The sequence below is a fragment of the Nocardioides korecus genome (genome assembly GCF_054778395.1).
Window position 1 is genome coordinate 103,324 of sequence record NZ_BAAGZO010000010.1, and the last position, 19,796, is coordinate 123,119.

Consider the following 19,796-nt stretch of genomic DNA (forward strand, 5'->3'; position numbering starts at 1 on the left):
CGGGCGCAGGGCAGGGCAGCCAGAGCCCGGCAGGGCTACCCCGGCTCCGGCGCGACAGGCAACGAATTGGCCCAAGCCTCGGATGGCCAACTAGTCCAGCTAGGTGCCCTCGTCTGCGACTGACCGGACGACCGGCCCCAGGGCCGCTCTTGCCCTACCCGCGTGAGCGTGATGGGGGTGGGGCGTGGCCTGTCAATGAGCCAGGAGAGGGATGGGGCGCCCGCGATGGAGCGGCGGGTGAGTCCAAGGGGTCCCGCCTGGCTCCAGCCGGTCACGAGGTGCGCGACCGCGACTCGGCTCGGGCCCCCGGCGGAACAGGCGCGACCGCTCGCTGCAACCCGCGATGCAGCCAGGCTGCATAGCGGTCGGTGGTCCAGCCGAGGTCCTGGGTGAAGACCAGGTAGGTCTGCGGCAGGATCATGACGGTGACCTCGTCGACCGCATCGGCTGGGACGGGGCCGGGTGCCAGCAGTTCGACGATGTCGTGGGCGGCCTGCCGGTGGTGGTGTCGGGCTTGCTGGTAGAGCGCCCTGACGGTGTCGTCCTGGGCGGCGGCGTGGAGGAGCACGGGCACCAGCGGCGCTGTCGGTGCCAAAGCGCGGCAGGACAGCTCGATGATGGCCTCCAGGCGCACTTGGCGGTCTGGCTCGTCGTCGAGGTGCAGGTCGGCGAGCAGCTCGCGGGTGTTGACGTCCCGGTCGAAGCTCGCTTGGCGGAACGCGGTCATCAGGAGTCCGGCCTTGCCGCCGAAGGTCCGTTGCACCAGCTCGGGTGAGACCCCTGCGCCCGCGGCGACGCCGGCGATCGTGGTGCCGATCCAGCCGTGGGTGGCGAACAGCTCGGCGGCGACCGTCGCGACGTGCTGACGCCGCTGCTCGGCTGCTCGGCGGCGACCGCTGCTGTCGTAGGTGCGACCGGTGCCGGTCGAGCCCGTGTTGCGGTCCATGCGGGCCAGTATCCCGCGCCGGTGCACGATATGTTGGCGGACGCGGGCGGGGATCACTCGAGGGGAGCGTCGATGGATCGGGGTTCAGACGCGCGCTGCTGACCATCGTGGGGCTCGGGCGGCCCACCTGTTCGGTGGGCAGTCTTCGCCATCGGACGACCGGAGGACCCGCTGAGCGGGTGAGCGAATGAGCTCGACACTCGCACCCGGGCGCGGTGTGCACGGCTGGCCGAGGCGGGCTCAGGCCTGGTCGGTCGGTGCCCCTGCTTGGCGGTCGTCACCGGATCGCGTGCCGTCCTGACCCTGGTCGTCCAGGGAGCGCCGGAACGCCTCGACCAGCGGGAGGTAGGCGAAGCCGGGTGGGGCCAGGTCGCGGGAGGCGTCGTCCTCCTCGCAGACCATGTCGTGGCACAGGCTCTCGACCAGCGCGGTGACGGTGGGTCGGTCCATGCCGGTCAGGGCGGCGACGAGCGGGCCCACGAGGCGCCGGGGAGCCCAGGGCAGCACGACCTGGGGGCGCCGTACCCCCATGACCTCGGCGATCATCGTGAGCAGCTCGGGGTAGGTCACCACCGTGGCGCCACCGACGTCGTAGTGGCGGTCCCGCGCTGTGCCGTCCAACGCGCCGCTCAGGAGCGTCACGACGTCTTCGACGGCGACTGGCTGGAGGCGGCTGCGCATCCACCTGGGGATCGGTGCCACGGGGGCCCGTCGGGTGAGCCGGCGCAGGATCTCGAACGAGGTGGATCCTGAGCCGATCACCATGGCGGCGCGCAGCACCGTGGCGGGCACCGGGGACCCGAGGAACACCTGCTCGACCTCCAGCCGTGAGCGCAGGTGGTCGGACAGGTCGGCGTGGGGGACCAGGCCCGAGAGGTAGGCGATCCGACCGACTCCCGCGGCTTCGCACGCCGCGGCCACGGCCTCCGCCGCGGCGCGGTCCTTGCGGACGAAGTCGGTGGAGTCCATGGAGTGCACGAGGTAGAGGACGGCGTCGATGCCCTCGACCGAGGAGCGGATCAGGTCGGGCTCGTCGAGGTCGAAGAGTCGCTCGGTGACCTCGCCGGACCAGGCGAAGTCGGCGGTACCGCCTTCCCGGCGTACGGCGGCGTGCACCTCGTGCCCCCGGCCCACGAGCTCAGGGACGAGCCGGGATCCGATGTAGCCGGTGGCACCGGTGACGAGTACTCGCATCCGACGAACGTAGGCGGTGGCCCGCGGCGGCCTTCGGCCGGGGGCTGGGCCCTCGGAGCGAACGGGCGAGTCGGATGGGCTGTGGAGTCCCGGCGCCGTGGTCGCCACCCGCGCCGGGACGCTGAGCCCCGCCGAGTCCGCCGGAACCCTGACGTCTGCCCGTGGGGAACGGATGCTGCTGGCGCCATCGGGAACTGGAGGGGTGCCGCTGTGCGGCCGAGGTCCTCTGCGTCAAACCACGTGCGTGGAGGGCCGGCCCGGCGTGCCACGACGCGTGGGTCGACGTGGGCGACCACCGGGTTGCCCTCCAGCAGGCGTCGGCCGGTGCGGACGGAGCGTGGTCCTGCCCTCGCCGATCACCAGGCCACGGTCCGGCCCTGGTAGTCGACGAACTGCAGGCCGCCTCGTCCGCGTCGATCCTCGATGACGTCGACGAGTCGCGGCACGGTCTCCTCGGCCGTGAGGGGGGCGTGCGGGCCGCCGAGTCCCGTGCGGACCCAGCCGGGCGCCGTGAGCAGCAGGGTTCGACCGTCGTCACGGTGGCGGGCGGCGTAGCTGCGCATGAGCTGGTTGAGGGCCGACTTGCTGGCCCGGTAGATCTCGAAGCCGCCCCGCTCGTTGTTCGTCACGCTGCCCTGGCCCGATGACATCACGGCGATGGTCCCGTCGGGCGAGACGAGACCTTCCAGCGCCTCGACCGTGCGCATCGGGCTCAGGGCGTTGGTGTGCATCAGCCGCGTGAAGGTGTCGCGGTCGACGTCCGCTGGAGTCTCGTCGGGTCCGTTGGTGACGCCCGCGACGACGAACAACAGGTCGACACGGCCCTCGAGGTCGGGCGTGAGCCGGGCCCGCAGCAGGTCCACGGAAGCATCGACGTCGATGTCCACCTGCTCGACGCGCAGGTGATCGTGGTCTGTCTCGTGGGGGTCGGGCCGAGCCGACCGGGCCGTGGCGACCACGTTCGCCCCCCGCGGCGGACGTACTCGTGCGCGATCGCGAGGCCGAGGCCCCGGGAGGCGCCGATGACCACGACGTTCTGGGGGGCAGAGACCATGACGGTTTCCTTTCGCTCAACGCTTGTTGATCCAAAAGTACTACTTTGCTCAACAAGCGTAGAGTGACTGCGTGGTCACTCCTTCGTCCCGTGCGCTCCGTCGTGAGGCCACGGCGCAGCGGATCCTCGAGGCGGCTCGTACCGAGTTCGGTGACCGTGGGGTGCAGGACGTCACCGTGCGGCAGGTGGCTGCACGCGCGGGCGTCGACGCATCGTTGGTCATGCAGTACTTCGGTTCGAAGCGTGAGCTGTTCCTCGCCGCGATCGATCTCGGCACCGAGGTGCCGGACGGCGATCTCGGCGAGCACTTCGACCGGGTGCTCCGGGCCAGGCTGGAGGAGCCGACGCCCCAGACCCGGGCGCTGGTGCGCTCCATGCTCACCGACCCTGACGCGACGGCGATCATGAAGGCCTTCCTGGACGACCGGGTGCGCAACCTCGTGCGGGCGTGTGACGGGGCGGGCGACGACGAGGGCGGGGAACAGGTGGGTGCTGCCCTCGCGGTGTCGCTCATCCTCGGTCTCCTGGTCGGCCGGCACTTCCTGCGGTTGGACGCGTTGGTCGACCTTGCTCCCGAGCACGTGGAGTCAGTGATCCAGCCCTGGCTCGTGGCGGCGCTCGGCGGGGTCGGTGGCGACGGCAGCGGGGACGACGTAGGTGGAGACGCCACCGGCAACAGCGCGGGGTGAGTGGGCCGGCTCCAGCGGGTCTCGCGTGAGCCGTCAGCGTCGTCTCGCCACGACGGGGGACCCGACGATCCGGGGGCCGAACCAGCCACACCTCAAGATCAGTGCGGTGACGGTGGCAGAGGCGGACGCTGCGCCCAGCTGCAGGCGCCGGGACGCTGTGGATCGTGAGGTGACGGCAGGACCTCCCAGACCGCAGCGGTCTGGGAGGTCCTGTGGTGTGACTGGGTCAGCGCCAGGGGTGAGGTCCCCGGAGGGAGGTCACTTGCCGGGCGTGGTGCTCACGGTGATCTTGGCGATGCCGACCAGCAGACCGGGCTTCACGGCCGAGGTCTTGAAGGTCTGGTTCAGCAGGCCGGCCGCGACCGGGGAGATCTCGACCTTGGTGCCCTGCAGGGTGGCGGTGCCGTTACCGGTGGTCAGGGGCTTGAGGGTGCGGCCGTCCAGGGAGAAGACGTAGGCGCTGGAGGCGGCGACCTTGCCGTTGACCAGCACGTCGCCGTAGACCCGCGAGACGCCGGGGTCGACGTTGAGGTTGTTGATCTCGACCTTGGTGCCGCCGGCGGTCAGCGACAGGCCGGAGCCCTCGTGCTGGACCTGGCCGATGACGTACGGCGAGACCGTGCCGGGCTTGAAGACGGTGACGTTGCCGCCGGAGATCGGGAACTGCAGCGTGCCGCCGCCACCGACGAGCTTGGCGGTGCCGGTCGTGCCGGGAGTGAGCTTGAGCTGCTTGAGCGCGGCGACGAAGCCGGCGTCCAGGGCGACCTGGGTGTTCTTGCCGGTGAGGGAGTCGATGGAGGCGACCGGCTTGGGGGCCTTCTGCTGGGTCGCGGTGGAGGAGCTGGAGGAGGCCTTGGTGCTCGTGGAGTCGGTGGAGCCGCAGGCGGCCATGGAGAGGCCGGCGACGACGATGGCGACCGAGGCGAAGGCCTTGCGACCGCGGGTGGGGAAGATGTTGCTCATGTCGAGCTCCTAAACGTTGAGGGTGTCTCTGTGTGGACAGGAGTGCTTCGCCACGGCGGGTCCCGGGGGATTGCGAGTCGGGGTGAGACCTGGCCCACAGGTCGGCTTAGGGCGGTCGTCGGGTCCTGGTCCGCACCGCACACGGACGCGAGTCAGGGTGCTGTCGGGCTCGAGGCCAGGTCGAGCGCGCGCCGAGCCATCGGTTCGGCTGCGGAGCGGTCTGCCGGCACGAGCCCGACGCGTGTACGCCGGTCGAGCAGGTCCTCGACGCTGATCGCCCCCTCGTCGGTGATCCCGAACACGAGCTCGGCCAAGGTCACCCCCTGCGGACCGGGGGCGAGCAGCTCGCTCTGGGGCAGGCCGGTCACCTCGGTCGCGCGGTCCAGGACCATGGCTGCCTCGGTGCCGAACCGGCGCACCAGTCGTGCGGGTGCCTCGAGCCGGGCGAGCTGCTCACGGGGAGCGGCGCCGAGAAGGGGCAGCGTCCGGGTCCGGCACGGCTCGTCGGTGAGGCCGATGGCGTCGACGGCGTCCTGGGCCATCCGCCGGTAGGTGGTGAGCTTGCCGCCGACCACCGTGACGAGGCCGTCGGGTGAGGTGAGCACGGCGTGCTGGCGGGACAGGTCGGCGGTCTCACCGCCCGCCTGGAGCAGGGGACGGAGCCCGGCGTAGGAGCCGACGACGTCCACGCGGCGTACGCCGGTCTCGAGGGTCGTGTTGAGCACGTCGAGCAGGAACCCGATCTCGCCCTCGGTCCCTCGTGGCACGTCGGGGATCTCCCCGTCGGTCTCCTCGTCGGTGAGGCCGACGAAGGTGGTGCCGTCCGGTTGCGGGAGCGCGAGCACGAAACGGCTCGTGCTGCCGGGAACGGGGATCGTCAGTGCCGTGCTCAGCCCGGGGATCGCCGAGGACCGGATCACCAGGTGGGTGCCGCGCGAGGGCTTGAGCTCGACGTCCGGGCTGATGGTGCCCGCCCACACCCCGGCGGCGTTGACCACGGCGCGGGCACGGATCTCGTGGGTGGCACCGGTGAGCTCGTCGCGGATGGTGGCGCCGTTCCCGTGCGCCGACACGACGCGGGACCGCGTGCGCACCTGGGCGCCGTGGTGCGCGGCGGTGCGGGTCAGGCAGGTGACCAGACGGGCGTCGTCCTCGAGCTGGCCGTCCCAGCTCAGGAGCGCGCCGCGCAGGCCGGCCCGTCGCAGTCCCGGCGCGCGGGACAGGGCCTCGTCGCGGTCGAGTCGCCGGGTGCGGGGCAGCGTGTCGACGCTGGTGCCCGCGGTGATGCGCAGGACGTCGCCGGCGTGCAGCCCGGCGGCAGCGAGAGCCGCATGGGCCCGGGTGACGCCGGCCGTCAACGGCAGCATCATGGGCAGTGCCCGGGTGAGGTGTGGCGCGGTGGTCTCCATGAGCACGCCCCGCTCGACGGCGCTCTCCCGGGCCACGCCGACCTGTCCGTGGGCGAGGTAGCGCAGGCCTCCGTGCACCAGCTTGCTGGACCACCGCGAGGTGCCGAAGGCGAGGTCGTGCGCGTCGACGGCCAGGACGCTGAGACCACGGGTGGCGGCGTCGAGGGCGACACCGGCACCGGTGACGCCGAGGCCGATCACGAGCACGTCGACGGTGGGGGTCACGCCGGTCAGGCCGGGGGAGATGCGGGTCATGGGGCGAGGTACCTCCGGAGCAGGTGGACGAGCTCGGCGTCCAGCGCGGACTGGTCGAGGCCGTCGGTGGTCATGGTGTGGGCGGACAGTGCGAATCCGTGGGCGGCGAGCAGCATCGAGCGGGCCAGGAGCACCGGGTCTCCGGCGCGGATCTCCCCGGTGGCCTGGGCGGTGGCGATGCGCTCGGCGAGCAGGCCCAGGACGAAGTCCTGCGTGCGGCCGCGCCGGTCGATGAGGTAGGGGAGGAGCCGCTCGGGGTCGACGTCCACGATGCGCCGGAAGAGCGGGTTCGCACGCAGCGCGGCCACGGCCGCGGCGAAGCGCCGGGCCAGCAGGTCCGCTTCGCCCTCGGCGCCCTCCTCCGCCCGGTCGGCCGCCGGGTGGATCTGGGCGATCCACTCGCGCGTCATCAGCTCGGCCAGGATGGTCTGCATGTCGGGGAAGGCGCGGTAGACCGTCATCCGAGACACCCCGGCGCTGCGGGCGACATCGGTCAGGGTGGCGCGCCTGAGCCCGACGGTGAGGATGACCTCGCGTGCTGCGTCGAGCAGACGGTCGTTGTTACGATCTGACGGCATATGTCACACTGTACCGCATGACTCGCGAGATGCATCCGCAGCGATGGGGCGACCCTCGTGCCGCCGGGCCCCTGCCCGACTCGACCCAGGCCCTGGTGGACGCGGCCTTCACGCCGACCCCACGCCCGGCCGTCGAGGACGTGGTCCTGCCGGACTCGGCCCTGCCCGAGGAGGTGCTGGTCTCCCTGCGGCGGACGGTGGGGGAGGAGCACGTGCGCACCGACGACGCCACGCGACGGCTGCGCACGCGGGGCAAGTCCACGCCCGACCTCTTGCGAGCACGGTCCGGTGACCTGCGGGACGCCCCGGACGCCGTGGTGCGCCCCGGGTCCCACGACGAGGTCGTGGCGGTCCTGGCGTGGGCCCAGGAGCACGGCGTCGCCGTGGTCCCCTTCGGTGGCGGCACGGCGGTCACCGGTGGGCTGGTCGCGGCCCGGGAGGGGTACGCCGGGGTGGTCAGCCTGGACCTGGCCCGGATGAACGGACTGCTCGCGGTGGACGCCACGTCGATGACCGCCACCCTGCAGCCGGGGATGCGGGGACCGGAGGCGGAGGCGGCCCTGGTCGAGCACGGGTTCACCTTGGGTCACTTCCCGCAGTCCTTCGAGTTCGCCAGCATCGGCGGCTTCGCCGCGACCCGGAGCAGCGGGCAGAACAGCGCCGGGTTCGGACGGTTCGACCAGATGGTGGTCGGGTTGCGCGCCGCGACCCCGGTCGGCGAGATCGTCACGGGTGCGGCCCCCGCCGATGCCGCGGGCCCCGACCTCCGTCAGCTGCTCCTGGGCTCCGAGGGGGCCTTCGGCGTGATCACCGAGGTGACGGTGCGCGTGCGCCGGGCGCCGGCCGAGCAGGTCCACGAGGCGTGGCAGTTCGAGAGCTTCGCGGCGGGACGCGACGCCATGCGCGACCTGGCCCAGCGTCAGCTGTTGCCCACGATCCTCCGGCTCTCCGACGAGAACGAGACGGCCGTGAACCTGGCCAGCCAGTCCGACGTCGGTGGCGAGACCACCTCCGGGGTGCTCATGATCGTCGGGTTCGAGGGCGACGCGGTGCAGGTCCGCCGGGACCAGGTCTCGGGGGCGCTCACCGCCCTCGGGGGGACGCCGCTCGGGGAGGATCGTGGCCGGCACTGGTTCGAGGGGCGCTTCGCGGCGCCGTACCTGCGTGACTCCATGCTGGACGCCGGGGTGCTCGTCGAGACGCTCGAGACGGCCACGTTCTGGAGCAACGTGCAACGGCTGCACACCGACGTGAGCGCGGCGCTCACCGAGAGCCTGGGTGAGTCCGCGCTGGTGCTGTGCCACGTCTCGCACGTCTACGAGACCGGGTGCTCGCTGTACTTCACCGTCGCCGCTCCCCAGGGTGACGACCCGGTCACCCAGTGGCTGCAGGCCAAGGCGGCGGCGAACGAGGCGATCCTCGGCGCGGGTGCGACGATCACCCACCACCACGCCGTGGGCACCGACCACCGAGACTGGTTCGCGCGCCAGGTCGGGCCGGTCGGCGTGACCGTGCTCCGCGCGGTCAAGGCGGCCCTGGACCCGGCCGGCATCCTCAACCCGGGCGTCCTGGTCCCGTGAGGTCCTTCCAGTTCCTGGTCAACCCGGCCTCGGGCGGAGGCGCTGGACCCGAGGTCGCGGTGCCGGTCGCGCGGCTGTTGCGCGACTCGGGCGCCGAGGTCGAGGTCGCCTACTCCACCGGACTCGAGCACACCGCCGGCCTGGCGCGCACGGCCGCGGGTCGCGCAGACGTCGTGGTGTCGGTCGGCGGTGACGGGATGCTCTCCTCGGTCACCGGCGAGGTCGCCGGACTCGGCGGGGTGCTCGGCCTGCTGCCGGCCGGCCGGGGCAACGACTTCGCCCGCACCTTGGGCCTGCCTGCCGACCCGGTCGAGCTCGCCGATCTCCTGCTGCACGGAGCGCCGACACCGGTCGACCTGATCTCGTTCACGACCCCGGGCGCGGCCCCCCGCCTCGTGGTCGGCTCGGTGTACGCCGGCGTCGACGCGCACGCTGCCGAGATCGTGGACGGGGTCCGGTGGCTGCCGTCTCGGGTGCAGTACCCGTACGCCGCGGTGTCGGCGCTCTCGAGGTACGTGCCGGCGTCGTTCGAGGTGGTGGTCGACGGTCGACACCACGCCTTCGACGCGGCGACGGTGGTGGTCGCCAACTCCGGCTACTACGGCAAGGGGATGCACGTCGCGCCCGGGGCCTCGGTCTGCGACGGGCTGCTGGACGTGGTCGTCGTGGGGGCGGCGTCGCGCCGCGAGATGCTCCGCGCCCTCCCGCGGGTCTACCGCGGCACCCACACCGGTCTGGAGCAGGTGACGGTGCTCCAGGGCACCACGGTCGAGCTGAGCGCCGTCCCCGGACCGCCGGTCGGCGGCGACGGCGAGCCCCTGGGGCGTCTGCCGACCTCCTCCGCGCACCCGGCGCGGATCGAGGTGGTGCCCGCGGGCCTGCAGGTGCTGGCAGCCGGCACCCGATGACCGACGGGGACCGGGTCGCCGCCTTCCCGGCCGACAAGCTCGACGACCACCCTGCGGTGACGCCCCCGTCAACCCCGCCGGTGCCGGTTCAGCACCCGGCGGCGAAGGCGTAGCAACGCACCCGTGGCTCGCGGAGGTACGTCGGAGCACCCGCGGTGTTGACGAGAGGCGTGAGCACGCTGGGGATGTTGCCGGCGCCGTAGATGGCGGGCACGTGGTCCAGCGCGGCGGGGTCGACGTACGGCATGTACTGACGTGCGCACACGCTCCGGTCGACCCGGGCCGGATCGGCCGGTCCCCGGCGGGTGATGGCGTCCATCACCAAGGCGTAGGCCACGGGGTCGAGCGTCCCCAGGAGGTTGTGCTCGTACGGGTCGGCGGGGCAGATGTCCTGGACGGGTGCTGCGTGCGGGTGCGGGACGAGCGCGTGCTCATCGAGGACGACGTTGACCTCCGGTCCTCAACCTCGACTGTGGGAGAACCGCTCCCAGGCCGATTGACGTGTCATGTCGAGTGCGGTCCCGATTCGTTCCCAGGACAGACCGCGGCGCCGCCCCTCGGCGACCCACTGGTGGAGGGCGCCCTCGACCTGCCTGGCAGCAACCCCCATGCGGGGTAGGCGCGCCAGCAACTGGTCGTCGTCCAGCGTGGTCCACGAAGGCAGGTCTGGCCCGTCGCTGCTCTCGGGTGCGTTGCTGAGGATCTCGACGCACACGGCAACGCACTCGTCACAGATGTGGGTGCCGGGGCCCTCGATCAGCTTGGACACCTCGTTCACCGGCTTGAGGCAGAAGGAGCACGACGTCTTCTCGATGTCAGGCATGACCTGACGATGTCAGGTGGAGCCTGACGCGTCAAGTCGGTCGCGACACACAGGAGGCCCCCATGAGGACGGCGCACGCAGGCACGGGCAGAGCGAGCAAGACCTGGCGGGGGCAGTGCGACCTGTTCGTGGCACGACCCGACCACGTTGCGGGCCCATCCGCGGTCCTACCTGCCCGGGGTCAGACGTCGACGCCCGGCACGTCGGCAGTGATCGACCGGGGGGCGTCTGCGGGGTGCGCCACCAGCGACTGCAGGGCGGGGTGTGCAGCGAGGGTGCGGCGTGCACGGTGGAGCCGGACCCGTGCTGTGCCGGGTCGCATCCCGAGCACGAGGGCGGCCTCGTGGATGGTGAGCTGTTCCCACTCGGTGAGTCGGATGAGCTCCCTGTCGGGTTCACGCAGCGACTCCAAGGCCTGACGGACGGCAGCGTGCCCATCTGTCCGCTCGTCCGGGGTCGTCGGTGCGTGGGACATCTCGGCTCTGGCCCGTTCGGTCTCCGCGTCGCCGCGTCGCCTGCTCGTGCGCTGCGAGGCCAGGAGCAGCCGCCGGGCGGTGCCGAACAGCCAGGCTCGTCGCAGGGTGGGTTCGGGGAGGTCGTCGAGACGCTGGAGAGCGACGACGAACACGTCGCCAAGCAGGTCGGCGCCGGCTGGGCCGCCTCTGCGTTGCAGGTACCCGCGCAGCTCGCCTGCGTGCTGCCGGTACAGCAGTTCGACGTCCGAGCGGGTCGCGGGCTCCGTCACGAGGGCCCCAGGCCGAGCTCTGGGGCGAGGCCCGGCAGGCACGAGCCATTGCCGATCAGGGCGGCTCTCGCGGCCGCCGGGTCGCTGGCGCGCACGGCTCGTTCGAGGCGGGGCAGCCACGCGAACTCCGACTGGTCGGAGAGCTCCGGGTCGGTGTCGCGGATCGAGGACCACGTCCGGGCGCCGAGGATGACGGCGGCCGCACGCGATGCGCCCTGGTCGTCGTCGCTGCGCAGGGCCACGGCCCAGGTGTTGCTCCACGCGCACAGCGCGTGCCCCGCGGTCCACAGGCGAAGTGCCCCGGTCGACACCACCGCGGGCTCAGGGTCCGAGGACAGGTCGTCGGTCTCCCACGCCAGAGCACGAGCATGGGACTGGCGGGTGGGGAACCTGATGTCGGCGGTGGTCGCTGCGAGGACCGTGGCGAAGTCGGGTGCGGTGGGGTCGAGCCGCTCACCGGGCCCGCCGAGCTCGAGCTCCTCGGCGTCGGATGCCTGTCGACCGGTGTGGGCGCTCCACACGGCCGCTGTCGCCGTCCCCACGCCACCGAGGGTGAGGGCCGCGACGACGCTGATCGCAGCCGTTCTCCAGCCGTGCCGCTGTGCCTTGGCGTGCGGAACGGCTGCTTCGACGCCGAGCCACAGCTCCGCCCGCGCATCGGCGCTCATGTCGGTGGTAGCAGGCGCAGCGCGCCGAACAGCTTCGCTGAAGGGCGCCCACCAGGCGGCGCTGTCGTCGGTCTGGGCTTCCACGGCTCCTCCTCGCAGCATGCTGACACCCAGAGGTGTTCGCGCGTTACACCCAGAGGCGCCGAGGCCGAGGGCAGGGACGACGGGTGTGCTGCCTGGTGGGTGTCACGACCTGTGACCAGCCGCAGCGCGGCTCCGGCTGCGGTCGTCGATGGCCTCCGTCTGCCCTGCGTGATCCGAGCTCAGCCCCGGTAGGGCACCTCGGTCCGCCAGTCGCCGTCCTCCTGTCCCGCGGCCGCGTGAACCGCTTCGGCCACCCGGTCCGGCGTGAACGGCCCTTCGGTCGACAGGGTCCCGCGGACGGTGACGGAGACGGCCCGGATGCCGTGGGGCCGCAAGGTCGCGTCCAGGCTGTGCACCAGGTTGCGGACGCCCGCCTTCTGCACCCCGAGCGACGCCGCCTCGTTCCACGGCTCGTCGGCCGCCATGCTCCCGGTGACCGTCACGCGGGCACCGGCGGACAGGAACGGTCGAGCCGCTTGGACAGCCGTCAGCAGGGCACCGACGCCCAGTGCCACGTCGGCCAGGAGCTCGTCCACCCCCAGCTCGAGCGGGTCCTTCTGCCGGAACGCGCTCGGGTTGAAGTGCACGACGTCCACCCGCCCGAAGCCGCCTGCCAGGGTGGCGATGGCCGCCCGGGCAGCTGAAGCGTCGGTGAGCTCGACGACGGACCAGCGCACGGTCGCGCCAGCGGTCTCGAGGTCGTCGGCCAGCACTCGCATCGCCTCGTCGGCATGGCCGAGCAGGGCCACGTCGTACCCGTCCCGAGCGAAGCGGCGGGCCACGGAGCCCCCGACGCCTGGCCCGGCTCCCACGATCATGATCACGGGGTTCGTCATCGCCACGCCTCTCGTCGTCTGAGGGAGGTGAGCCTAGTGGCTCCATCGGGGCGTCCCGGGCTCCCGGTGCAGCGGCGCTGATGGGCTCTGCTGGGCCACCGCGGCGCCCGCCTGCGGAGGGAGGGTCAGCGGTCGAGGAGGTGATCGAGGGCGTCCCACGGGTCGTCGAGCTCCGGCCCGTGCAACATCAGCAGCCGAGCGCCGCGCAGCTCCAGCAACCGGTGCAGCGAGCGCTCGGCCTGGTTCCGCGTCCGCGCGGAACACCTCCGGCGCGCGGCGCGGCTGTCCGTCGACCACCCCGAGGCAGTCGGACGCCGGCAGCACGCCCGGGTCGCACCCGCGGGCACCTCGTGCCGCATCGGGATCTCGACCGCAGCGTCCGTCATGACAGCATGCTCACCAGGCACAGGCGGGCGAGAGAAGGGCTGCATCGCGCGGTGTGGCATCGTCGGGGCTGTGGACGACCGAGGGATCAAGGTGCCGATGCTGCTCGCGGCCGTGCTGTGCCTGCTCGCCGCGCTCGGCGGTGTCGCGCTCCTCTTCGCCGACAGCAGCCACCCCCTCGGGTTCGCCCTGCTGGGGTTCTTCGGGGCGGGCGCGTTCGTGCTCGGCCGCAAGGCCCTCGGGTTGGACTAGGCACGGTCCGCCGCGTCACCCGAGGGCGCAGCCGGCCGGGCAGACGAAGCGGTACGGCGGGTCGGCTCCCAGCACCCGCGCCCGGGCGTCGGGGACGTGCCTCGGCTCCATCTCGAGCACCAGCTCGGTGCCGCAGCGGGGGCAGACCGGGTTCGCGGGAGCCACGCTCAGACGCGGGTGGTGCCGCGGCCCGCGCCCACCCGGGTCCACACGAGCAGGACGATGACGGACCCGATCACCGAGCCGAGCAGGCCGGCCGGCTGGAGGAGGCCGCCCGAGGCGTCGTGGTGGAAGAGCAGGTAGCCCAGGAGGCCGCCGACGAACGAGCCGACGACGCCCAGCACGATCGTCATCGCGATCGACATGCGCTGGCGTCCCGGGACGAGCAGGCGGGCGAGGGCGCCGGCGACCAGGCCGACGACGAGGATGGTGAGGATCAGGCCCAGCATGTGGGTTCCTTCCGTTCGGTGTGGTGGGTCCGTCCACTCTGCGATCACCGGGGCTGCCCCGATACACCCCTGGGTGGGTTACCGTGCACCCGTGAGCGACTCCGGCACGTCGACCCGCACCCGGCCCATCACGGTGGCGCTGGTCGACGACTACGACGTCGTGCTGCTCGGGCTGGCGAAGATCATCGACCGCTACCGCGAGCGGGTGGTCGTGGCGGAGATCGACAGCAACGAGCCGCTCGACGACGCCGTCGACATCGTGCTCTACGACTGCTTCGCGCAACCGGAGTCCGACCACGAGCACATCGGCGTGCTCGTCGACAACCCGCGTGCGCGCCACGTCGTCGTCTACACCTGGAACTTCCACGCCGACCTCGTCGAGGCCGCCCGACGGTGGGGCGTCCACGGCTACCTGTCCAAGGCGCTCCCCGCGCGCGAGCTGATCGCCGCGCTGGAGGCGGTCCACGCCGGCGAGGTGGTCTTCAGCGATCCTCCGGGTCGCGCCGGTGGGGTGAACGGCCTCGACTGGCCCGGCCGCGACGAGGGCCTGAGCGAGCGCGAGGCCGAGATCCTCGCCCTGATCACCCAGGGCCTCGACAACGCCGACGTGGCCCGTCGTACGTTCCTCTCGCCGAACACCGTGAAGTCCTACATCCGCACCCTCTACCGCAAGATCGGCGTCGCCAGCCGGACGCAGGCCGTCCTGTGGGGGATCGACCACGGGTTCGCCCCGGACCACCACCGCATCGACCACTGGCGCGGCGGTCCCTGACCGCGCTGCGTCCTCGGGCGCAGCACTCACGGTGCCGGCACCGACGCGTCGACGCCGCTGCGACGCCGGGTGGAGAGCACCACCACGACCGCCGCGAGGCTGAGCCCTGCCGCCGCCACGAACGCGCCCGCGGCGTGGCCACCAGCACCGCGGTCAGGGTGGTCCCCAGGGCGGAGCCGGCGTTGAGGGCGGTGCTGACCCAGGTGGAGGCCTCGGTGCGGGCCTCGGTGGGGACCAGGGAGTCGGCGGCGGTGAAGGTGACCACCAGGAGCGGCGCGGTGAGCGTGCCGGTGACGACGAGGACGGCGCCGACCCCGAGGAGGTGCGGGACGAGGGCGGCCGCCCCGGTCTGGGCGGCGAGGTCGACGGCCAGGAGGACCGTGAGCGTCGTGGTCCAGGCGGGTTCGCGGCGTACCCGCGCCCAGCACAGGCCCGCGAGGATCGCCCCGACGCCGGTGACCGACTCCAGCAACCCCAGGACCCCGGGACGGTGGGCCCGGTCGGCGAGCGACGCCACGCCGACGAAGCACGACGCCCCCGCCGCCCCGGTCAGCACCAGGGCCACCAGCAGCCGCCGGAACCGACCGACGGTGAGCGGCTCCGGTCGACGTACGCCGTCACCGGTCGGCGACCTGCGCGTCGCGGGTGGGACGTAGCGGGACCGGCTCAACCCCACGGTCCCCACGGTGGTGCAGGTGGCCGCGACCAGGAGCCCGGCCTCCGGGTGCCCGGTGGTGAGGACGGCACCCGCCAGGAGCGGTCCGAGGAGGAACAGCGACTCCTCGCCGACGGAGTCCAGGGAGTACGCCGCTCGGCGTGCGGGTCCCTCGGGGGCGATCTCACGCCACTGGGCCCGGGTGGCTGGACCGAGGGCGGGGGCGGCGAGGCCGAGCAGCAGCGCCAGCCCGACCCAGGTCGCCGGAGGGACGTCGAGGTCCGGACGACCGGCGAGGACGAACAGGGCCACGAGGACCGTGACGAAGGCGGCGGCGTACAGGGGGAGCAGGCCGTAGGTGAGCCGACCGAGCAGGGCGGACGCGAACGTGCGGCGTACGCCCGGCCCGGACAGGACCGTGCGGATGCTCCCGGCGGTGGCGCCGGGCATGGTGGACTCTCCGAGCAGGACGCCCGCACCGGACGTGGTGCGGGGGACGGATGTGGGGTCGCTCGAGGGGGCGGCGTCGGTCGACGCCGCGACGAGCGGCCTAGTCCCGCGTGGAGGTCATGGGGGAGACCCTAGTCCGCCGAGACCGGTCAGAACCCGGCGGCAGGACCCGTGGTCGGCGTGATCGCGCGAAGCCCGTCGACCAGGACCTGGGCCAGTGCCGCCAGCTGCAGGTCGAGACGCCGGGAGAGGTCTCGCAGGGAGAGACCGTCGAGGTACGCCAGCTCGAGGGCCTCGTGGTGCGGGGGACTCGTCGCGTCCCGCAGCGAGACCGCGGGAGCCGAGCTCGGCGTGCTCCCGGACGCCGCCGAACGCAGGAGGGGTCTCGCGACGTCCTGCAGGGAGTCGGGCGTCGGGCGCGTCCGGGCGGTCGCGACCACACGTCGGTGCACGAGGGCCAGGAGCCAGGCAGCGGCGGACCCGCTGGACGGGTCGAAGGAGCCGGCGAGCCGCCACGCCTCCCCGAAGGCGTCGCGGACCTCGGACTCGGCGAGGTCGGGATCCTTCAGGATGCGCAGCGCCAGACCGTAGGCGCGGGGCGAGAGCGCGTCGTACACGGCAGCGAAGGCCCGGCGGTCGCCGTGGCCGGCCGCGACGAGCACGGCGTCGAGGGTGCGAGACATGGGCGGGTCTTCCTGTCGACCGGGTGGGCCCGAGAGTGACCTGACATGTTGTGCACGAGGCGCTTGCCTGCAAGATCAACGTGATCCTGTCACACTGACAACGTGTCTGTGGGAGGAACGCCGTCGTTGTCGGACCAGCTGTGCTTCGACCTGTACGCCGCGTCCCGGTCCGTCACCCAGGCCTACCGCCCGGTCCTGGGCGAGCTGGGCGTCACCTACCCGCAGTACCTGGTGCTCCTCGTGCTGTGGGAACGCGGCACGTCCACGGTCAAGGAGGTGGCCGGTGAGCTCCGGTTGGACCACGGCACGCTGACCCCGTTGCTCCAGCGGATGCAGGGGGCCGGCTTGGTCACGAGGCAGCGCGCTCAGGACGAACGCTTCGTCGAGGTCGCCCTGACGGCCGAGGGTGAGGCGATGCGCGCCCACGCCACCCGCATCCACTGCGACATGAAGGATCTGCTGGGACTGGACGACACCGAGTTCAGCGCGCTGCAGACGACGTTGCGCCTGCTGGCGTCGCGCGCCGATCGAGGCGTGCCGGCCGTCGCTGACCCCGATCCGGCGGCGGGCGCCTCGCACCAGGAGTGACCACCCGGGTGGGTGGGAGCCGACCAGCCGAGAGGGCCAGCACCTCCCGGCGACTCAGGCCTCGAGCCCCGCTGCCTGTCGCACCAGTCGCAGGAAGTCCGCGCGACGCGTCCCCTTGACGATGTAGGACGCGGCGCCGAGGCCGAGCGCGCTGGCGCGGGCCTCGTAGGAGTCGTAGGAGGTGATGACGACGACGGCGCAGTCGGGGAGGTGCCGCGTGAGCTGCGCCAGTGTCTCCAGGCCGCTGGCGCCGGGCATGTACAGGTCGAGGATGACGACGTCGGGCTCGAGCCCGACCGCCTGACGAAGTCCGTCGTCGCCGTTGACCGCCTCGCCGACGACCTCGAGGTCGGGCTGCGCGCTGAGCTGCCACCGGAGGAGCTCGCGGGTCTCGGCGATGTCGTCGACGATGAGCACGGTGCGGTGGGCGGTCGGGCTCGCCGGGGTGACGCGGCTGGGCGTCGTGGCCGCACCGGCGGACTGGGGCTGCACCTCGTCACCGGGCGGGGCTCCACGCTGCTGGTGCAGCTCCTGCTCGGTCCCGGAGCCGCGCAGGGACTTCCGTGTCCCGGAGAGGGACGGATGTCCGCCGTGGTGGTGCCAGGACGAGGTGTGCTGTGCCGGTGCGCGACGAGGCGCCCGTCCGGCCCGAGATCCGATGGTGGTGTGCACACGTCGAGCGTAGGCCCGGAAACCCCGTGGAGCCGACTGGTGAAACGCGGGAGACGGCGGTGGACTAGCCCGTCACGGTGCGGTGGAGCGAGGCAGTGTGAACTGGATCGAGGTGCCGCTGGTCGCCTCGGGCGGCGGGTCCGCCACCCAGATGTCGCCACCGTGCCGAGCCACGACGCGGTGGCAGATCGCCAGGCCGAGTCCGGTTCCCTGGTAGGCGGCGCGGGCGGAGTCGACACGGTAGAAGTTGCCGAAGACGTGGGCGCGGTCGGCGCTCGGGATCCCGATGCCGTTGTCGCGCACGGTGACCGTCACGTAGGACGCCGTGCTCTCGGTCGTGACGTCGACGCGGGCTCGGGTGCCAGGCTCGACGTACTTCAGGGAGTTGCCGATCAGGTTGTCCATCAGCTGTCGCAGCAGGGCCGGGTCGCCCCGGACGGTCATGTCGGGTTGGACGTCGATCCGACCGCCGCCGCCGCCGTCGGGCACCCGCATGGAGATGACGTCGCGGCACAGCTGGCTCAGGTCGACGTCCTGGACCCGCAGGGGCTGGTTGCGGGAGGTCGTGTAGCTGAGCAGGTCGGTGATGAAGGCGTGCATGTGGGTGGAGGCGGCCATGATGCGCGTGGACATCGACTCCACGGTCGCGTGGTCCAGCGTCGCGGGGGAGCCGGCCTCCTCGACGAGCGCCTCGGACCACCCCTGGATGATCGTCAGCGGGTTGGACAGGTCGTGGGCCACCACCCCGGCGAAGGCCTCCAGCTCGGTGCGTTCGCCGCGCTCCTGGGTCACGTCGCGGAACGTCACGACGGCGCGGGGTGGCTGGTCCTTGAGCGGGGGCAGCTTGACGGCGTTGACCTCGACGAGGTTGGTCACCGTGCCGGAGTGCTTGAGGGCGAAGTCCCGGGGCACGTACGTCTCTCCCCGGAGCACCAGCCGGCTCGGGAGCTGGTCGGGGTCGACGGGCGCTCCAGCGGTCTCCCACAATCGGTAGGGCTCGTCCTCGGGTGGCGGGCCACCGTGGGCAGTCGACGGGCCCAAGCCGAGGCGAGCGACGGCGTCGTTGCGCAGGAGCACGGTGCTGTCGGCCTCGAGGACCAGGATGCCCTCGGCGATGTTGGCGATCACCGCGTCGAGCAGGTCCGCGCGCCCCTGGGCGACGGCTGCCAGGTCCTCGGCCTGCGTCTGCGCGTCACGGCGGTCGTGGATGGACAGCGACATGATGAGCGAGACCAGGGTGAGGCACACCAGGAAGCCCTGGGCCAGGACCGCCCCGATGCGCGGGTCCTGCACGGCGACGAACGGGCCGTCCCCGGCGAGCGTGAAGCCGAGCCCGAGCAGTCCGATGCCGGCGCTGGCCAGCGACGCCACCGCGGGCGGGGACCGCAGCGCCGCCCAGACGACGACCAGGAACGCCGGGTAGAGGACGGGCAGGGGATGGGGATCCCTGAAGACCACGACGATGCCCGCGACGGACACCGCCAGGACCGTGGCGAGCTCGGCCGACCGGGCCAGGACGGCCCGGTCGACCGCCCAGGACCGCGGTGATCGCTGCGGGAGGTGAGCCACGGTCACCAGGGCGATGCTGCCGAGGACGAAGGTCCAGCACACGGAGCGCACGGCCGTGAGCAGGGCGTTGGTCGTGCCGCTGGGTTCGAGGAGACCCAGGCCCCACGCACGCAGGACCGCGGCGACCCCGCCTCCCACGACGACCGCCACCCCGAGCGGGAACAGGTCGGGCAGGGTGGTCAGCAGCGTCCGGGTCTCGGCACCGGGTCTCCACCGACGCATCCTGGCCAGGACCGCGATGGAGCACAGCGTGGGCACCACGGCCAGCACCGCGCCGACGACCGCACGGTCGAGGCCACCGATGCCGAGGAGGACCGACACGGCGGCGCTCACGGCGAGCAGTGCGGAGTCGAGGGCGAGCACGCGCGGTGTCGGAGCGGTCAGGAGCCACACCAGCGCGACACCGCTCACCGGCCAGATCAGGCTGATCTGGGCGGGAGGGTAGAACGTCGTCTGGCCGAGGACACCCAGGACGATCGTCAGGACGCAGAAGGACGCACTTCGTACGACGGGCGGTGCCAGGTGCTCAAAACGGACGTTCCTGGCAGCGTGCACGTCGTATTGCTACCAGACGCACCGTGATCTGGGGG

General features: G+C 72.4%; 23 protein-coding genes and 1 pseudogene. 6 read left to right on the plus strand and 18 right to left on the minus strand.

Annotation, left to right across the window (positions count from 1 at the left end; all coding sequences use genetic code 11):
- Positions 1-271 precede the first annotated feature (271 nt).
- The 3 genes from ACYVDA_RS18405 to ACYVDA_RS18415 all read right to left on the minus strand — a co-directional run bounded on the left by ACYVDA_RS18405 (position 272) and on the right by ACYVDA_RS18415 (position 3,099).
- A complete protein-coding gene (locus ACYVDA_RS18405; RefSeq protein ID WP_460819938.1) occupies positions 272-946 on the minus strand; it encodes a TetR/AcrR family transcriptional regulator in 675 nt (224 codons plus the stop codon).
- A gap of 240 nt (positions 947-1,186) precedes the next feature.
- Positions 1,187-2,140 carry an NAD(P)H-binding protein gene (locus ACYVDA_RS18410; protein ID WP_460819940.1) on the minus strand — a complete coding sequence of 318 codons (954 nt, stop codon included), beginning with the start codon at positions 2,138-2,140 and terminating at the stop codon, positions 1,187-1,189.
- 356 nt (positions 2,141-2,496) lie between these two features.
- Positions 2,497-3,099, minus strand: coding sequence for an SDR family oxidoreductase (locus tag ACYVDA_RS18415; protein ID WP_460819942.1), 603 nt, complete (start codon positions 3,097-3,099; stop codon positions 2,497-2,499).
- A 166-nt stretch (positions 3,100-3,265) separates the two neighbouring features.
- Here ACYVDA_RS18415 and ACYVDA_RS18420 point away from each other — a divergent pair, with 166 nt between their 5' ends.
- Positions 3,266-3,883, plus strand: coding sequence for a TetR/AcrR family transcriptional regulator (locus tag ACYVDA_RS18420; RefSeq protein ID WP_460819943.1), 618 nt, complete (start codon positions 3,266-3,268; stop codon positions 3,881-3,883).
- A gap of 258 nt (positions 3,884-4,141) precedes the next feature.
- On the opposite strand, the gene ACYVDA_RS18425 is transcribed toward ACYVDA_RS18420, so the two are convergent.
- The 3 genes from ACYVDA_RS18425 to ACYVDA_RS18435 form a co-directional block, all read right to left on the minus strand.
- A complete protein-coding gene (locus ACYVDA_RS18425) occupies positions 4,142-4,846 on the minus strand; it encodes a hypothetical protein (protein WP_460819944.1) in 705 nt (234 codons plus the stop codon).
- 152 nt (positions 4,847-4,998) lie between these two features.
- Positions 4,999-6,510, minus strand: a complete 1,512-nt coding sequence (locus ACYVDA_RS18430; protein WP_460819945.1) for a glycerol-3-phosphate dehydrogenase/oxidase — start codon at positions 6,508-6,510, stop codon at positions 4,999-5,001.
- A complete protein-coding gene (locus ACYVDA_RS18435; RefSeq protein ID WP_460819946.1) occupies positions 6,507-7,088 on the minus strand; it encodes a TetR/AcrR family transcriptional regulator in 582 nt (193 codons plus the stop codon). The genes ACYVDA_RS18430 and ACYVDA_RS18435 overlap by 4 nt, the downstream gene beginning before the upstream one ends.
- 17 nt (positions 7,089-7,105) lie before the next feature.
- On the opposite strand from ACYVDA_RS18435, the gene ACYVDA_RS18440 reads away from it, so the two are divergent.
- Together ACYVDA_RS18440 and ACYVDA_RS18445 are read left to right on the plus strand one after the other, a co-directional pair.
- A complete protein-coding gene (locus ACYVDA_RS18440) occupies positions 7,106-8,668 on the plus strand; it encodes an FAD-binding oxidoreductase (RefSeq protein ID WP_460819947.1) in 1,563 nt (520 codons plus the stop codon).
- Positions 8,665-9,576: a diacylglycerol/lipid kinase family protein gene (locus ACYVDA_RS18445; RefSeq protein WP_460819949.1), complete on the plus strand. Its 912-nt coding sequence runs from the start codon at positions 8,665-8,667 to the stop codon at positions 9,574-9,576. Before ACYVDA_RS18440 ends, ACYVDA_RS18445 begins: the two co-directional genes overlap by 4 nt.
- A gap of 88 nt (positions 9,577-9,664) precedes the next feature.
- Here the strand turns inward: ACYVDA_RS18445 and ACYVDA_RS18450 are convergent, their stop codons facing one another.
- The 6 genes from ACYVDA_RS18450 to ACYVDA_RS18475 all read right to left on the minus strand — a co-directional run bounded on the left by ACYVDA_RS18450 (position 9,665) and on the right by ACYVDA_RS18475 (position 13,118).
- Positions 9,665-9,913, minus strand: a complete 249-nt coding sequence (locus ACYVDA_RS18450) for a hypothetical protein (protein ID WP_460819950.1) — start codon at positions 9,911-9,913, stop codon at positions 9,665-9,667.
- Between the two features lie 123 nt (positions 9,914-10,036).
- Positions 10,037-10,399 carry a ClpX C4-type zinc finger protein gene (locus ACYVDA_RS18455; RefSeq protein WP_460819951.1) on the minus strand — a complete coding sequence of 121 codons (363 nt, stop codon included), beginning with the start codon at positions 10,397-10,399 and terminating at the stop codon, positions 10,037-10,039.
- Between the two features lie 181 nt (positions 10,400-10,580).
- A complete protein-coding gene (locus ACYVDA_RS18460) occupies positions 10,581-11,186 on the minus strand; it encodes an RNA polymerase sigma factor (RefSeq protein WP_460819952.1) in 606 nt (201 codons plus the stop codon).
- Entirely contained in the window at positions 11,141-11,812 is a 672-nt protein-coding gene (locus ACYVDA_RS18465; RefSeq protein ID WP_460819980.1) for a hypothetical protein, read from the minus strand. Before ACYVDA_RS18465 ends, ACYVDA_RS18460 begins: the two co-directional genes overlap by 46 nt.
- Before the next feature lie 263 nt (positions 11,813-12,075).
- Complete coding sequence (locus tag ACYVDA_RS18470; RefSeq protein ID WP_460819953.1) at positions 12,076-12,732, minus strand: SDR family oxidoreductase; 657 nt, start codon at positions 12,730-12,732, stop codon at positions 12,076-12,078.
- A gap of 125 nt (positions 12,733-12,857) precedes the next feature.
- The gene (locus tag ACYVDA_RS18475; RefSeq protein WP_460819954.1) at positions 12,858-13,118 is read right to left on the minus strand and encodes a hypothetical protein; all 261 of its coding nucleotides are present in this window, start codon (positions 13,116-13,118) and stop codon (positions 12,858-12,860) included.
- Positions 13,119-13,188: 70 nt separating this feature from the next.
- Between ACYVDA_RS18475 and ACYVDA_RS18480 the strand changes: the two genes are divergently transcribed.
- Positions 13,189-13,368 (plus strand): hypothetical protein, encoded by a 180-nt coding sequence (locus ACYVDA_RS18480; RefSeq protein ID WP_460819955.1) that lies wholly within the window; start codon positions 13,189-13,191, stop codon positions 13,366-13,368.
- A 15-nt stretch (positions 13,369-13,383) separates the two neighbouring features.
- Here the strand turns inward: ACYVDA_RS18480 and ACYVDA_RS18485 are convergent, their stop codons facing one another.
- Positions 13,384-13,533 (minus strand): hypothetical protein, encoded by a 150-nt coding sequence (locus tag ACYVDA_RS18485; protein ID WP_460819956.1) that lies wholly within the window; start codon positions 13,531-13,533, stop codon positions 13,384-13,386.
- 2 nt (positions 13,534-13,535) lie between these two features.
- Positions 13,536-13,817: a GlsB/YeaQ/YmgE family stress response membrane protein gene (locus ACYVDA_RS18490; RefSeq protein ID WP_460819957.1), complete on the minus strand. Its 282-nt coding sequence runs from the start codon at positions 13,815-13,817 to the stop codon at positions 13,536-13,538.
- Between the two features lie 91 nt (positions 13,818-13,908).
- Here ACYVDA_RS18490 and ACYVDA_RS18495 point away from each other — a divergent pair, with 91 nt between their 5' ends.
- Positions 13,909-14,589, plus strand: coding sequence for a response regulator transcription factor (locus ACYVDA_RS18495; RefSeq protein ID WP_460819958.1), 681 nt, complete (start codon positions 13,909-13,911; stop codon positions 14,587-14,589).
- A 172-nt stretch (positions 14,590-14,761) separates the two neighbouring features.
- Here ACYVDA_RS18495 and ACYVDA_RS18500 read toward each other — a convergent pair.
- Both ACYVDA_RS18500 and ACYVDA_RS18505 read right to left on the minus strand, forming a co-directional pair.
- Positions 14,762-15,694 (minus strand): annotated as a pseudogene (locus ACYVDA_RS18500) (MFS transporter); the annotation flags it as partial.
- Positions 15,695-15,843: 149 nt separating this feature from the next.
- Positions 15,844-16,377, minus strand: coding sequence for a sigma factor (locus tag ACYVDA_RS18505; RefSeq protein ID WP_460819959.1), 534 nt, complete (start codon positions 16,375-16,377; stop codon positions 15,844-15,846).
- A gap of 102 nt (positions 16,378-16,479) precedes the next feature.
- On the opposite strand from ACYVDA_RS18505, the gene ACYVDA_RS18510 reads away from it, so the two are divergent.
- Positions 16,480-16,965: a MarR family winged helix-turn-helix transcriptional regulator gene (locus ACYVDA_RS18510; RefSeq protein ID WP_460819961.1), complete on the plus strand. Its 486-nt coding sequence runs from the start codon at positions 16,480-16,482 to the stop codon at positions 16,963-16,965.
- Positions 16,966-17,019: 54 nt separating this feature from the next.
- On the opposite strand, the gene ACYVDA_RS18515 is transcribed toward ACYVDA_RS18510, so the two are convergent.
- Both ACYVDA_RS18515 and ACYVDA_RS18520 read right to left on the minus strand, forming a co-directional pair.
- Entirely contained in the window at positions 17,020-17,457 is a 438-nt protein-coding gene (locus ACYVDA_RS18515; RefSeq protein WP_460819962.1) for a response regulator, read from the minus strand.
- Positions 17,458-17,709: 252 nt separating this feature from the next.
- Positions 17,710-19,761 (minus strand): ATP-binding protein, encoded by a 2,052-nt coding sequence (locus ACYVDA_RS18520; RefSeq protein ID WP_460819963.1) that lies wholly within the window; start codon positions 19,759-19,761, stop codon positions 17,710-17,712.
- Positions 19,762-19,796: the final 35 nt, after the last annotated feature.

What these genes read in the sequence shown, in the direction of transcription:
- ACYVDA_RS18405 (WP_460819938.1), bottom strand. Translation starts at nt 946, where the DNA reads ATGGACCGCAACACGGGCTCGACCGGCACCGGTCGCACCTACGACAGC.
- ACYVDA_RS18410 (WP_460819940.1), bottom strand. Translation starts at nt 2,140, where the DNA reads ATGCGAGTACTCGTCACCGGTGCCACCGGCTACATCGGATCCCGGCTC.
- ACYVDA_RS18425 (WP_460819944.1), bottom strand. Translation starts at nt 4,846, where the DNA reads ATGAGCAACATCTTCCCCACCCGCGGTCGCAAGGCCTTCGCCTCGGTC.
- ACYVDA_RS18430 (WP_460819945.1), bottom strand. Translation starts at nt 6,510, where the DNA reads ATGACCCGCATCTCCCCCGGCCTGACCGGCGTGACCCCCACCGTCGAC.
- ACYVDA_RS18435 (WP_460819946.1), bottom strand. Translation starts at nt 7,088, where the DNA reads ATGCCGTCAGATCGTAACAACGACCGTCTGCTCGACGCAGCACGCGAG.
- ACYVDA_RS18440 (WP_460819947.1), top strand. Translation starts at nt 7,106, where the DNA reads ATGACTCGCGAGATGCATCCGCAGCGATGGGGCGACCCTCGTGCCGCC.
- ACYVDA_RS18455 (WP_460819951.1), bottom strand. Translation starts at nt 10,399, where the DNA reads ATGCCTGACATCGAGAAGACGTCGTGCTCCTTCTGCCTCAAGCCGGTG.
- ACYVDA_RS18465 (WP_460819980.1), bottom strand. Translation starts at nt 11,812, where the DNA reads ATGAGCGCCGATGCGCGGGCGGAGCTGTGGCTCGGCGTCGAAGCAGCC.
- ACYVDA_RS18470 (WP_460819953.1), bottom strand. Translation starts at nt 12,732, where the DNA reads ATGACGAACCCCGTGATCATGATCGTGGGAGCCGGGCCAGGCGTCGGG.
- ACYVDA_RS18475 (WP_460819954.1), bottom strand. Translation starts at nt 13,118, where the DNA reads ATGACGGACGCTGCGGTCGAGATCCCGATGCGGCACGAGGTGCCCGCG.
- ACYVDA_RS18490 (WP_460819957.1), bottom strand. Translation starts at nt 13,817, where the DNA reads ATGCTGGGCCTGATCCTCACCATCCTCGTCGTCGGCCTGGTCGCCGGC.
- ACYVDA_RS18505 (WP_460819959.1), bottom strand. Translation starts at nt 16,377, where the DNA reads ATGTCTCGCACCCTCGACGCCGTGCTCGTCGCGGCCGGCCACGGCGAC.